12 protein-coding genes are annotated in these 13,084 nt (G+C 56.6%); 3 read left to right on the top strand and 9 right to left on the bottom strand.

The genetic code is table 11. The features are described 5' to 3' along the window. Positions 1–257 precede the first annotated feature (257 nt). Positions 258–1,073, top strand: coding sequence for a pantothenate kinase (locus tag H6F43_RS19560; RefSeq protein ID WP_199290468.1), 816 nt, complete (start codon positions 258–260; stop codon positions 1,071–1,073). Between the two features lie 58 nt (positions 1,074–1,131). After that, positions 1,132–3,264, top strand: coding sequence for a serine/threonine-protein kinase (locus tag H6F43_RS19555; RefSeq protein WP_190344600.1), 2,133 nt, complete (start codon positions 1,132–1,134; stop codon positions 3,262–3,264). Positions 3,265–3,274: 10 nt separating this feature from the next. Here H6F43_RS19555 and H6F43_RS19550 read toward each other — a convergent pair whose 3' ends face one another. Further along, complete coding sequence (locus tag H6F43_RS19550; protein ID WP_190344598.1) at positions 3,275–5,800, bottom strand: PAS domain S-box protein; 2,526 nt, start codon at positions 5,798–5,800, stop codon at positions 3,275–3,277. A 156-nt stretch (positions 5,801–5,956) separates the two neighbouring features. On the opposite strand from H6F43_RS19550, the gene H6F43_RS19545 reads away from it, so the two are divergent. Next, the gene (locus tag H6F43_RS19545) at positions 5,957–6,676 is read left to right on the top strand and encodes a TPM domain-containing protein (RefSeq protein ID WP_190344596.1); all 720 of its coding nucleotides are present in this window, start codon (positions 5,957–5,959) and stop codon (positions 6,674–6,676) included. Between the two features lie 29 nt (positions 6,677–6,705). On the opposite strand, the gene H6F43_RS19540 is transcribed toward H6F43_RS19545, so the two are convergent. The 8 genes from H6F43_RS19540 to H6F43_RS19510 form a co-directional block, all read right to left on the bottom strand. Beyond that, positions 6,706–8,085, bottom strand: a complete 1,380-nt coding sequence (locus H6F43_RS19540; RefSeq protein ID WP_190344594.1) for an AtzE family amidohydrolase — start codon at positions 8,083–8,085, stop codon at positions 6,706–6,708. A gap of 51 nt (positions 8,086–8,136) precedes the next feature. Beyond that, positions 8,137–8,322, bottom strand: coding sequence for a DUF4089 domain-containing protein (locus H6F43_RS19535; RefSeq protein ID WP_190344592.1), 186 nt, complete (start codon positions 8,320–8,322; stop codon positions 8,137–8,139). Further along, positions 8,319–8,735 carry a gamma-glutamylcyclotransferase gene (locus H6F43_RS19530; RefSeq protein ID WP_190344604.1) on the bottom strand — a complete coding sequence of 139 codons (417 nt, stop codon included), beginning with the start codon at positions 8,733–8,735 and terminating at the stop codon, positions 8,319–8,321. The genes H6F43_RS19535 and H6F43_RS19530 overlap by 4 nt, the downstream gene beginning before the upstream one ends. Before the next feature lie 79 nt (positions 8,736–8,814). Next, positions 8,815–9,255, bottom strand: a complete 441-nt coding sequence (aroQ, locus tag H6F43_RS19525) for a type II 3-dehydroquinate dehydratase (RefSeq protein ID WP_190344590.1) — start codon at positions 9,253–9,255, stop codon at positions 8,815–8,817. 46 nt (positions 9,256–9,301) lie between these two features. Further along, positions 9,302–9,436 carry a hypothetical protein gene (locus H6F43_RS22805; protein ID WP_277879980.1) on the bottom strand — a complete coding sequence of 45 codons (135 nt, stop codon included), beginning with the start codon at positions 9,434–9,436 and terminating at the stop codon, positions 9,302–9,304. Between the two features lie 203 nt (positions 9,437–9,639). Then, positions 9,640–10,899: a competence/damage-inducible protein A gene (locus tag H6F43_RS19520; RefSeq protein ID WP_190344602.1), complete on the bottom strand. Its 1,260-nt coding sequence runs from the start codon at positions 10,897–10,899 to the stop codon at positions 9,640–9,642. A 94-nt stretch (positions 10,900–10,993) separates the two neighbouring features. Next, a complete protein-coding gene (locus H6F43_RS19515; protein WP_190344588.1) occupies positions 10,994–12,061 on the bottom strand; it encodes an MraY family glycosyltransferase in 1,068 nt (355 codons plus the stop codon). A 279-nt stretch (positions 12,062–12,340) separates the two neighbouring features. Continuing rightward, on the bottom strand, positions 12,341–13,084 hold a 744-nt coding region (locus H6F43_RS19510; protein WP_190344586.1), incomplete at its 5' end, for a serine hydroxymethyltransferase.

The raw sequence follows: 13,084 nt of genomic DNA, 5'->3' as shown, positions 1-13,084 counted from the left end.
TGTGGTGTCTGCGGCAATCTCCAGGGTTTGCATGGTCAGTCTAGATTGAACACGCTCAGTCAGTGCTACCATACCTACCTCCGGTTGATAAATTCTAAAAATCTTGTCTGCAACAATGGTTTCTTTTCTTCCATTATTCCTCGCTTATCCGTTTTTGTAAAATTTCGTTAAGTAAATATGCTTATTAGAAAATTTTATAGCTTTTGGTTTTCAGTTAACTTTTCTTTAAAACCATCACTTGATGGAATTCTTTTCGTGTGACCAAAGCAGAGATGTGGCTGGCACTGGCGATCGGCAACTCCCGTCTGCACTGGGCACAGTTTCACGGCAGCACGCTGCAGCACACCTGGAACACACCTCACCTTTCTGCCGAAGCGGTTCAGCACCTGATTCACTTCGGCTTCACCCCTGATTCGCTTCGTTCGCTGGAGCGCTCACACCCAAGCCCGACCCCCGACTTGGTTATTGCCTCTGTCGTCCCAGCCCAAGCCGCTCTCTGGCAGCAGTACCCTTATGCCCATTTTCTGAGTTTGGACGATGTGCCGCTGACGGGAATGTACCCGACGCTGGGACTAGATCGCGCGCTGGCTGTTTGGGGCGCGATCGTCACGATCGGCGCGCCCGTGCTGGTGATTGACGCAGGCACCGCGCTGACGTTTACGGGTGCGAACGCAGAGCATCAGCTAGTTGGAGGAGCAATTCTGCCCGGATTGCGGCTTCAGTTCCAGTCGCTCGGACAGTCCACAGCGGCACTCCCAGAACTCGACCCCACGATCGCAGCGCCGCTCCCGCCGCGCTGGGCGCAAACGACCGAGACGGCGATCGCCAGCGGCGTCCTACACACCGTCCTAGCTGGAATAGAGAGCTTCATCCGCAACTGGTGGCAGCAATTCCCTACGAGTGCGGTGGTGCTGACGGGGGGCGACGGCGATCGACTGTATGCCTACCTCACCCAGCTCCAGCCCGATCTAGTTCCCCACCTCACGTACGTATCTCCACTGATTACTCAGGGCATTTGCGCGATTCGTGCCGCGCGGCGTGCCGCACGATCGAATCAGACAGCGCCAGAGTAAGGTAGCATTGACCGACACATCACCTGTTGGAATCAGTAACCAACGTTTCCGCTTGGCTATGAGTTGGTGCCTCAACCCCGACTGTCAGCAACCGCAGAACTCGGAGCGTGCCGAGGTTTGTCGCACCTGTGGCACACGGCTGCTCTTAAATCGGCGCTATCGAGCGATCGCTCTGCTCGGTCAAGGTGGATTTGGCAGAACCTTCCTAGCCGTCGATGTGGCGCAGCCTGCCAGACCTCGCTGCGTCATCAAGCAATTTCTGCCGATTAATCAGGGGACTCGCCACCGCAAAAAAGCCGCTGAGCTATTCGAGCAAGAAGCAGTCCGGCTTGAGGAACTGGGAACGCATCCGCAAATTCCGACGCTGTTGGAGTACGTGATTCAGGATCAGCAGCAGTACCTCGTGCAGGAGTTTATCGACGGCAAAACGCTGCTGGAAATGCTGGCGCATCACGGCGCATTTACCGAGGCGCAGGTGAGATCGCTCCTGACCAGTTTGCTGCCCGTGCTGGCGTTTATTCACGATCGCGGCGTCATCCATCGCGATATCAAACCCGCCAATATTATTGCGGTCGATCGCCCAGCCGATAGCCAGCTGACTCACGCGGATCTGCCCGACTGGACCGCCCTGCTGCATGCCCTGTCGCAAGAGACGACGCAGGGCTTTCGCGATCGCAGCACGCCGCCATATTCGTTTAGCGAGTTCCTCAGCCACAGTTTGGCGTCTCCCCCCTCCGCGCTGGCGATCGCCGACTACCGCCGCTGCCAAGAGATGTCGGCGCAGTTTGCCAGCTATTCCGCGCTGCGATTGTCTCAGCGGCAATATCTGGTTGCCGATGCCAGTCGCGTACTGTACGAACTGCGCCATAAGTACGAACTGCGTCATAAATACGAACTGCGCCATAAGTACGATCGCGCGGTGCCCACGGTGGCGGCTCGCTGGGTTCTGGTTGATTTTGGCGCGGCAAAGTCGGTTAAAGCATCGGCGCTGAGTCAGACGGGAACGACGATCGGCAGCCCTGAGTACACGGCACCCGAACAAGCGAGAGGCAAAGCCACGTTTGCCAGCGATCTCTACAGCTTGGGCGCAACCTGCCTCCACCTGCTCACCAACACGTCACCCGCTGATTTATTCGACCCACACGAAAACACCTGGATCTGGCGTCGCTACCTCAAGGCCCCGATCAGCCACGACTTGGGACGCCTCCTCGATAAACTCATCGAACCGGGGCTCAAACGCCGCTATGCCTCAGCGTCCCAAGCTCTGCAAGCGCTGCCCTCTACTCCCCACTCTCCACCTCCCACCTCTCGCTCTCCCTGGCAACTCGCCCACCAGCTCCGCAATCCTGGCAGCCTCCACGCGATCGCCCTCAGTCCGACGGCTCCACTGCTTGTCAGCAGCAGCGGCACTGTGATCAAGCTTTGGGACGCGCAAACCGGACAGCCGATTCGCAGTCTCAGTGGGCATCTGGACATCATTCCCGCGCTGGCGATCGCACCAGACGGCACGCTGCTAGTTAGCGGCAGCGCCGACAAAACCATCCGCTTGTGGCGTCTACCCACGGGGGAGCGATTGGCAAGCCTGACCCTACATACGGATACGGTGCTGGCGCTGGCGATCGCCCCGGATGGACGCACGCTCGCCAGCAGCAGCGTTTACGACCCAATTCTGCTGTGGGATTTGCACACCGGGCAAGAGCGCGATCGCCTCTACGAGCACATGAGCCGCGTGACTGCCCTCGCCTTTAGTCCCGATGGTGCACTGCTAGCAAGTGGCGACAGTGACGGAACGGTGCGGCTGTGGGAGTTGGGCACAAGCAAGCAGCGGACGTTGACGGGACCGACGGAGGCAATCGCGACCCTTGTCTTTAGTCCCGATGGCGGCACGCTGGCAGGCGGCAGTCGGGATGGCGTGGTGCAGCTGTGGAGCACCCGGACTCGTCGCCTGAAGCGCACACTGTCTGTGGAGTCGGGTCGGCTGCGCTGCCTTGCCTTTAGCGTGGATGGTAAATCGCTCATAGCCGGCAGCGACGGATTAGACATTTGGAGTCCGCGCACCGGGAAACGCCTTAGCGCTCCAGCAGGGTCGGGTGCCGTGGTCGCGATCGCGATCGGCTCACTGCCAGATACGACCAAACCACTACTCGTTAGCGCTCGGTCAACGGGTGTCATCGAGCTTTGGCGATCGTGATTGCCCCGACTCACTGCAACGCTAGCGGCAGCGTAAACCAGAATGTAGATCCCTCACCGAGTTCGCTGTCTATGCCAATCTGTCCACCGTGAGCGCTGACAATTTGCTGGCAGGTGTGCAGTCCCAGCCCGATTCCCGTCAGGCGGCGGTTGTCCTCGCCCCGTACGTACAGGTGAAACAGGCGATCGCGCTGCTCTGCTCCGATGCCAACTCCATTGTCGGTAATGGCGCACCGCAGCATTGGCGTGGTGGGGCAGGGAGACTGGACGATCTCCGACTTCAGTGTCAGAGTGCCGCCCGGCGGATTATGCTTAATGGCATTGTTGAGTAGCTGCTCAAACACGCGCTGAATCTGGGCAGGATCGGCGCTAACGGGGGGCAGTTCTGGTAACACCTGATTGACCAGCGTCACCTGATTCAAAATGAGCTGCGGCTCCAACGCCTTCAGCGCTGACTGCAACATCTGACTCAGCGAAACGGCTTCGCGGTTGAGGCAGACATCCAGGTGCTGACAGCAAGAATCTTCCCGCTGCAACGAGTTCAGCAACTGCAATTGTCGATCGCACGTCTGAATCATCAAATCCAACTTGCAGCTCGATAGCATCACGCTATCGTGACATCGATTCCGTAAACCATTCAGCACCATCCGCATTCCCTGGACGGGCGTGCGTAGGTCATGCGAAACCGCGTGCAGCAGCAGGTCTTTGACCTGGTTCGATCGATGCAGCTCTCGCATTCGCTGTTTTAGTTCTGCCGTGCGCTCCTCAACTTGCTGTTCCAGGCGCCCTTCTGCCAATTTGCGATCGGTGATATCTGTAGCCGTGGCAAGGGCGGCGGGGTGTCCCTCGTAGACGATCATGCCCGCGTTAAAATCCACCCAGCGTTCGCTGCCTGTTTTGGTCAAAATCTTGATTTCGTAGCGGTTCGGAACCGCTTCTCCGCGCTGGCGAGCCAGTCCGCGTTGACGGATCATCTCACGGCAGTCTGGGTGCGCTAACTGCCAAAAATCCATTGCCAGCAGTTCTTCGCGAGTGTAGCCCGTTATGACTTCGGTGGCTGAATTAACGTAGCAGAGGCGATTTTGCTGGTAGACCAAAAAGGCGCAGGCGGCAGTTTCTGCAACGACCCGAAACCGCGCTTCGCTCTGCTGCAACGCGTCTTCTGCCTGCTTGCGCTGCGTAATGTTCTCCACCATGCCGATCGTGTACTTCGGATTGCCCGCCGCATCGCGCACGAGCGAATTCGTCAGCCGGATCCAAACCGTCTGTCCATCTTTGCGAACGTGGCGCTTCTCAAGCTGGTAGGCATTCAGCTTTCCGGCAATCATTGCCTGAAACTGTTCCGCATCTGCGGCGATATCGTCAGGATGGGTGAAGTCAGCAAAGGTCAGGCGCTGAAGCTCGTCGGCGCGGTACCCCAGAAGGCTTTGCAGTGCCGGATTGGACTCTATAATCCGTCCCTGCAAATCATCTAGCCCAATGCCGATCGCCGCGCCCTCAAACATGCCGCGAAAGCGCTCCTCGCTTTCGCGCAGGCGGTCTTCGATCTCCTGCCGCTCGGCCACCGCCGCCGCCAACACGAGCGCTGTCACCGTAATCACGCCGACAAACGCTTGCAGCAGCAGCACCGCTTGCGGAAGGTCGCCTGAAGTTTTCGCCAGAAACGGACCGCCGTGCTGCACGGCACCCCAAATTGCAATCACCGAAACCAGCAGACTGCTCAGAACCGTGCCCCGCTGCCCTAGCCGGAGCGCTGCCCAAATAATCAGCGGAAACGGCAAATATTCCAGCGGGTAGTGCGCGATCGACATTTTGGGTGTGGACTGGAACACCAGCCAACTAACGCCCAACAGCAGTGCTGCCCAAATCAGGGCTTCAATCACTCGTTGACGAATCGCCGATCGCGGTTGGTGCTTCAGCAGGGTTCGTAGCTGTACTGGAAGCGGTCTACCCACCCACGTCAGCAGCAGCGGCGTCACGACGAGAATTCCCATGCCGTCACCGAGCCAAACTGTCCACCAGTGCGCACCAAACTGATTCCAGCCGTAAAGTCCGGCAAGGCAGCCGTTCAGCGTGCTAATGGTTGCATTAACGGCTGGGGATAGCATGCCCGCCAGCACAACAAATCCCAGGACATCTCGCACAGTCCGCAGTCGTGGCTGAAATGCCATTCGCCGCAGCAGCCACTCCCCCACGATCGCGCCAATTGTGTTACCAAAAGCGGCAACCGCTGCTGCGCCCCATGGCACATTCAATGACAGCCCAAACAAGAAGGTACCCAGCGCCACTCCAGTCCACGCCTGCCGCCCGCACAGCAGCAGCGCCGCCAGCGCCACTCCTGCCGGAAACCACACGGGCGATGCCTGCGCCCCCTCTAGCTTTAGCACTAGGAACGGCAGCTTTGCCGACAGCAAACACGCAAGAGCGATCGTGCCGTTGAGGAGGAAATAGTGCCAGCCGTCGATCCAGGTGAACCGCAGGTTCGTGAAGGGAATAGCGCGATCGGGCAAGCGATTAATAAAGACTTCCTTGTTCATCTGAGAGATGACTGCACAATGTGAGTAGCGACCACCCTTAGATTCGCGTGTCCCCAGAACAGAGACTTCCCCCGGGTGGATGAGCAATGTAAGTGATTTTGCGACATCTCAACGATCCACGTAGTATTTTAAAAATAAGTTTTGGTAGAAATCTCTATGAAATGGCTCCTCGATTCGCGCCATGGCTGGAGGAAGGTGCTCCAGCGACTCTGCTTGGCAGTCACGGTGACGATGTTCGCAATGCAACTCATCGTAGACCCGGCAAATGCAACCAGCGTGTTCGAGGTTTCCCGTCCCCCCTATGGAACGTGGGTGATTGATCGTGCCGAAATCCTCAGCCGCACCAATGAAGGTAAGATCACCACGCAGCTTGAGGAATTGGCACAAACGGGCAACGAGGTGCACCTCGTCACCATTCGGCGCTTAGACTACGGCGAAACGATTCAAGGCTTTACCGACAAGCTGTTCGAGCAGTGGTTCCCCACGCCTGAGGCGCAGGCAAATCAAACCCTGCTTGTCATTGACAACTTGACCAACAACACCGCGATTCGCACCGGAGAGCAAGTGAAGTCGGTTCTGTCTGACGCGATCGCCGAAAGCGTAGTGCAGGAGACAGTGTTGATTCCGCTAAAGGAAGGTAACAAATACAACCAGGCCCTGTTAGCGGCGAGCGATCGACTGACGGCTGTTCTGTCAGGTGAACCCGATCCCGGTCCGCCCCAGGTGAAGGATACGGTGCGAGTAGAAGGCACGTTTGCCACACCAGAGCAGACAAAATCCAGCAATGCAACCGTTTGGGTCGTTGGCTTTCTCGTGGTTGCCACTGTTGTTCCAATGGCGACCTACTACCTGTACTTGTTTTTGCAGTCCAGGTAGGGTTGGCAGCGAGAAAAGAGCGTGCCGGGTTAGGGGACTGGAGCTGACACTACGCCCTGAGCTTCCAAATACGCCGCCACTCGTAGGACGAACGCCTCCTGGTAGGGTGCTGCAATGAGCTGAACGCCCAGCGGCAGCTGTCCTGGGCGCTGCACTGGCACCGAAATAATCGGCAGCCCAATGAACGAGAGCGGCTGAGTGTACAGCCCCAAGTTCGGGCGCAGCAGCACCTCCTGACCATCGATCGTCATCATCGTTTGCCCGATCAGTGGAGCCGGACAGGGGGTCGTGGGTGCAAGAATCACATCCACCTGCTGAAACAGTTCGCGCATGCGATCGCGATACCAACGTCGAAATCGCTGCGCTTGCAGATACCACGTGGCAGGAGTCAGAGCACCTGCGAGGAAGCGATCGCGCGTGGCGGGGTCAAACTCCTGCGGACGCTGCCGCAGCCGCTCTAGATGGAAGTTGCTTCCCTCCGAAGCCGTAATCACAAAGGCAGCGGCACGAGCGCGGTGCGCTTCAGGAATCGTGACCCGCTGCGCTGTTCCAAGAGCACTGGCAACCTGCTCTACCGCCTCAAGCACATCGGGTTCGGCTCCGCTTTGGAAATAGCCGTCCGCGATCGCAATCCGCAACCCGTCGATGCCTCGTGCTAGCTGCGGTTGGCAAGGGTCTGGCAGGCGATCGGTACAAACCGGATCGGCGGGGTCCGGTCCTTGCAGGATATCAAAGACAAGGGCGATGTCGCGAACCGATCGCGCAAACGGTCCCACATGATCGAAGCTGCCAACAAATGGATAGGCTCCCGCCCGCGATAAGCGCCCGTAGGTCGGCTTCAGCCCAAAAATGCCGCAGAGGGAGGCAGGAACGCGAATTGACCCGTTGGTATCTGACCCTAGCGTCAGAGGAACTAACCCTGCCGCCACGGCTGCCGCCGAGCCACCCGAAGAACCGCCTGTCATCCGATTCAGATCGTGGGGATTGCGAGTGGGACCATAGTGGCTGTTTTCGGTGACAAAGCCGTAGGCGTACTCGTCCATATTCAACGCCCCCACAAGCACGGCTCCTGCTTGTTTCAGACGATCGACCAGCGTGGCGTCTTGCGTCGCAGGCGGATTTTCGGCATTAATTTTGGAGCCTGCCAGCGTGGAAATTCCTGCCACATCAAATAAGTCTTTGACGGCAAAGGGGACGCCTGCTAGCGGTCCTGGATTGCTGCCCTGCGCGATCGCCTGATCGATCGCCGCTGCGTCCGCTAGCGCCTGCTCTGCCAGCACCGTGGTAAAACAGTTCAAAGTGGCGTTGCGCTCTGCAATCTGCGCCAGAACTGCTGCTATCACTGCTTTTGCGGAAACATCACCGCCGCGCACGCTCGCCGCAGTTTGGGTAGCATCTGGGTAGGACATGAGGAAAGGATGAGGGGTGAAGGGATGAGGAATAGAGGAGCGCCTCATTCATTAAGGGTCAAACGTTGGTCCAACCTCGACATCATCGGGTAGGGGAAATTCGTTGACGAGCTGGGCGATCGCCTGAATACGCTCAAAGTTGGCAATCACGCTTGGGCGGTAGTCAGGAGGAATCGGCAAGCCAATTAAGGCGGCAGCAGCATCTACAAATGCACTTGGGTCAATTGGGTCGGTCATGTCGCCTCCACGATGCTGTCTGAGTGACTCGCCAAGCTCGCCGTGTACGATCGCCAGCCACCCCAGGCGGTAATCTCTGTCTTGCCTTCGCAAAGAATTGCCTCGCCAAGGACGCCCAAGATCTCTTCACCATCCGACAGGCGAACTTTGCCAATGCAGAGCCCAGCAGGCTCTAGCTGCAAGAGTTGGCTAATTCCAGTAGTGGGCACTGCCCAGACTTCCACCGCGATCGCAGATCCACCTTTAGAGACACGCTGCATCGCAGGATGCCGATCCTCGATCGACCACAGCCGATAAGCAGGTTCAGTTTCGGCGTCTCGCACAAACGCTGCGCCCACTAACTGCATGTTGCCGTTCAGTTCTAGCCCCCGCATTAGGGTTCCGTTCACGGCTAGGTAGACTGTTGCATCCATCGGTGCAGCATTACCCCAATCAAATTCCATTTGATTGAAGCATATTTAGGGCTAGAAGGGAACCAGAGCCGATTAACAGCTAGGATTGGTTTAAGTAGTTCACTAATGCCAACAGCCCCAAGCGGTAGCTGTCAGGACCAAATCCGCTGATTTGCCCAACCGCGACAGGGGCAATGTATGAGTGATGACGGAATGCCTCACGGCGATAGATATTGCTTAGATGTACCTCAATCGTGGGCAGGTTCACAGCAGTGATCGCGTCTCGGATCGCAACGCTCGTGTGAGTGTATGCCCCTGCGTTGATCAGGATGCCCTGATGAGTCTCTAGCGCTGCGTGAATCGCATCCACTAGCGCTCCTTCATGATTGGACTGAAGGGTAGCGACGGCAACCTGAAGCCGTGCCGCTTCTTGCTTCAGAGAGCAATCAATTTCATCAAGCGTTGCTGTACCATAAACTCCTGGCTCACGTTTGCCCAGAAGGTTTAAGTTGGGTCCGTGCAGCACCAAAATACTTAGCAAGTCGATCGACCCAAAGATGACTGTAACGAGTTTAGCTCAACCAACACTACCGACGTTGAGGGTCGTTAACAGGAATTGGAATAGGTTCAGCCTCCGGTTCGGCTTCCGGGCCTAGCATCGCCTCAATTAGCCGACGAACCCACTCTGCGACCTTTTCAAGCACCTTCTCAAGGTAGTCCATTGAACAGATAGCTCCTTTCGTATGGTTTGACTGCTGCCCCACACTTACCTAAAGATAAGCTGAGCGTGAGCCAAAACCTGAATCTTATAGGTATTGTACCCAATTTCTTAACTTAGCGTTAGAGTGCCAAACGTGAACCTTGGCGCTTAGGTACTTATGTTTGATATTAACGAATTACTGCGGATGGTCAAGAAATCGCTTATTTAGTTTACATTTCTTAATAACTCTCGCCGTAGATGATCGATCGCGCTCCGGGCACTCAGGTCCCGCACCCACTCGCGGCCCCGTCCTGCACCAAACCGGTGCTCAAAACTCTGGACGCCCGCCGGACCTGCTAAGCCAATAAAGACTAAGCCGACAGGCTTAGTCTCGCTGCCGCCGTCGGGTCCGGCAACGCCCGTGATACTCAGTCCCCACGTGGTTCCTAAGCGCGATCGCACGCCTGCTGCCATCTGCTGAGCGACCTCGTGGCTTACCGCTCCCTGACGCGCGAGATCGTCAGGATCTACGCCTAGCAGTCCAACTTTCACCGCGTTGTCGTAAGAAATAACCCCGCCCCAGAAATAGCGCGAGCTACCGGGAACAGCGGTGAGCATTGCGCCCAACCCCCCTCCAGTGCAGGACTCTGCCACCGCTAACGTTGCCTTAGCTGCCTGCAATTGTGTGCCAAGCACGATCGCCAGCGAGTCGTCATCAGCTCCGTAGCAGTCAGCGCCACTGAGCGATCGAATCTGCTGCTCTACAGGAGCAATCAGATCACGAGCAGCATCCTCAGAGCTGGCACGCGCAGAAATTCGCAGCTTCACCTCACCATGATTGGCGTAGGGAGCAACCGTGGGATTTTGCAGATCAAGCAAGGCACTCACCTTTTCTGCGAGAGTAGATTCGGCAATTCCCCAGAACCGGAGTGTGCGGCTGTAAATGGTTGTCTGCACCCAACCTTCGCGTCGCAAGTAGGGTACTGCAACGTCCCGCCATATAAGCTGCATTTCGGCAGGCACTCCCGGAAAGGTCAGAATCGTTAGATCGGGTCGAGGTTGCCAAATGATGCCGGGGGCACTGCCCGCTGAGTTCGTCAGTACAGCGGCTCCCTGCGGCAGTTGTGCCTGCTTGCGATTGCTGGGGGACATGTCCCGTCCGCGCTGAACAAATTTCTGACGAATATCGTCTAAGACTTCGGGATGCTCAACCAGCGGCACTCCGAAGCAGTCGGCTAGCGTTTCGTGTGTTAAGTCATCTGGCGTCGGACCCAGCCCACCCGTAAAGATCAGCAGTTGAGATCGATCGCCAGCAATCTCTACGGCTCGTTGAATCCGCCCCGGATTATCGCCTACAACAGTTTGGTAATAGTGAGCAATGCCCAGCTTCGCCAACTCTTGTGCCAAAAACTGAGCGTTACTGTTGAGAATATCCCCAAGCAGCAACTCAGTGCCAACGCAAATGATTTCAGCCGATCGGGACATGAGGACCACAGGAATTTTGAATGATGAACTTCCAGGCTAGAGAGTGAATTCAAATAAGAGAGTGAATTCAAAACTCAAAATTCGTCATTCCTGCCTACGCTTGCGACTGTCGAGAGGTTTTCCAAACTTGCCAACTGGTGAAGCTGAGTAGAACCGTAGCGCCGATCGCGTAGCCGAGTCCGCTGGGCATTCCTGTGACTGCCAGCGCAAGAGTACCTGCCCACAGCGTGAGGGAGTAGATAAACAGCACCGCTAGACGTTGCGACAGTCCTGCCTTTAGCAAGCGATGGTGCAAATGGCGCTTGTCTGCCTTGAATGGAGAGCTGCCCCGCCGCAGTCGCGCCAAGATTACGGCTGACATATCCAGAATCGGTACCGCCAGAATCACGTACGGCAGCACGACGGCAGCAGTAATGGCTACGGTCGTGACGCCCTTAACCAAACCGATGACGCCAATGCCCGCCAAGGTAAAGCCCATAAAGTAGGCACCGCCATCACCCATAAAGATCTGGGCAGGATTGAAGTTGTAGCGGAGGAAGCCAAGGCAGCCACCTGCAAGTGCCGCTGCAATCAACGCAGCCGCAGGCTGTTTCATGAACAGGCACACGACGAGCATGACAACGGCGGCAATCCCAGACACACCTGCCGCCAGTCCGTCTAGTCCATCAATCCAGTTAATTGCGTTAGCCATGCCGACCAGCCAGATGATCGTGATTGGCAGGCTAATCCAGTCCGGCAGGGTAAACAGACCTGCACCGGGAACTGTCAGGAAGTCAATTTGCACACCTGCTGCCCACGCAAGTCCCGCCACGATCGCTTGCACAATTAGCCGCGTGAACGGAGATAGCCCAAACAGATCGTCCGCTAAGCCAATTAGAAAGAACGCCAAGCCGCCGATCGTGACGCCCCAAACTTCGTATTCTTTGTTGGGTGGCAGGATACCGAATCCGCCCGTCCACCAAACCACGAGCAGAGCTGCCAGCGTTCCTAGAAAAATGGCGACGCCACCCAACCGCACCATAGGGCGCTGATGAATTTTGCGTCCGCCAGGCTTATCAAATCGTCCGCTCTTAAGTCCAAGTTTTTTGACAACGGGGGTTGCCCAAAGAACAACCAGTGCAGAAACCAGAAAGGCAAGGAGGTGATAGAGCGGTTGGGGCATTGGTAAACGTCTGGGGTTGAAAACACACGTCAGGCAGAGTCTACTACATTTCTGTTAGGAGTCAGCAAAGAAATGTTAATACAATCACTTTCCATGATTGGCGAAATTGCATTCACCAATCATTGGAATGGCAATTCCCTCTACCTCTACGCCTCCCCCATACGGTATCCGCATTGTGGCGGAATGAATCACTAAAAATTGAAACCGCCTTCTAACAGCAACCAAATGCCTTAGAAAGCGGTCGAACTGGAACCGAGTTGTCAAGGAAGTCTAACGGAACTATGCCAGCGCTGGAACTGGAATCGCTAAATGGGGATAGAGCGGGAATCGATCGCACAGCGCCGCCACCCGTCGCCGACACTCTGCCGCAACGGTTTCATCCTCTGGGTTCAGCAGGCGATCGGCAATGATGTTGCCAATCTCGACAAACTCAGTTGGACCCATACCCCGCGTCGTCATAGCAGGAGAGCCAAGCCGCAGTCCGCTTGTAACGAACGGCGATTCGGGATCAAACGGAACGGTATTCTTATTCGCGGTAATGTTGACGCCGCTGACCAACTGGTCAGCAACCTTTCCAGTCATGCCGATCGAGCGGAGGTCCACTAGCATGAGATGATTGTCCGTACCGTTGGAGACAATCTTGAAGCCACGCTGCTGTAGCTGAACAGCTAACGCCCGCGCATTCTCGATCACTTGACCGCAATAGGTTTTGAACTCCGGCTTCAGCGCCTCACCAAACGCGACCGCTTTCGCTGCAATCACGTGCTCCAATGGTCCACCCTGGGAGCCAGGAAACACAGCTTTATCTAGCTTTTTGCCCAGTTCGGCATCGCGAGTCAGAATCAAACCGCCTCTAGGACCCCGCAGCGTCTTGTGCGTTGTGGTCGTAACGACATCACAGTAGGGAATTGGATTGGGATGATGCTCGGTTGCGACGAGTCCAGCAATGTGGGCAATGTCGGCTAACAGGTAGGCACCGACTTCATCGGCGATCGCCCGGAATTTGTCGAACTGAATCACGCG

The sequence above is a fragment of the Leptolyngbya sp. FACHB-36 genome (assembly GCF_014695955.1).
Lineage (GTDB): Bacteria > Cyanobacteriota > Cyanobacteriia > Leptolyngbyales > Leptolyngbyaceae > FACHB-36.
The sequence above is the reverse complement of the archived record's forward strand: the minus strand, read 5'-3'. Positions and strand labels throughout refer to the sequence as shown.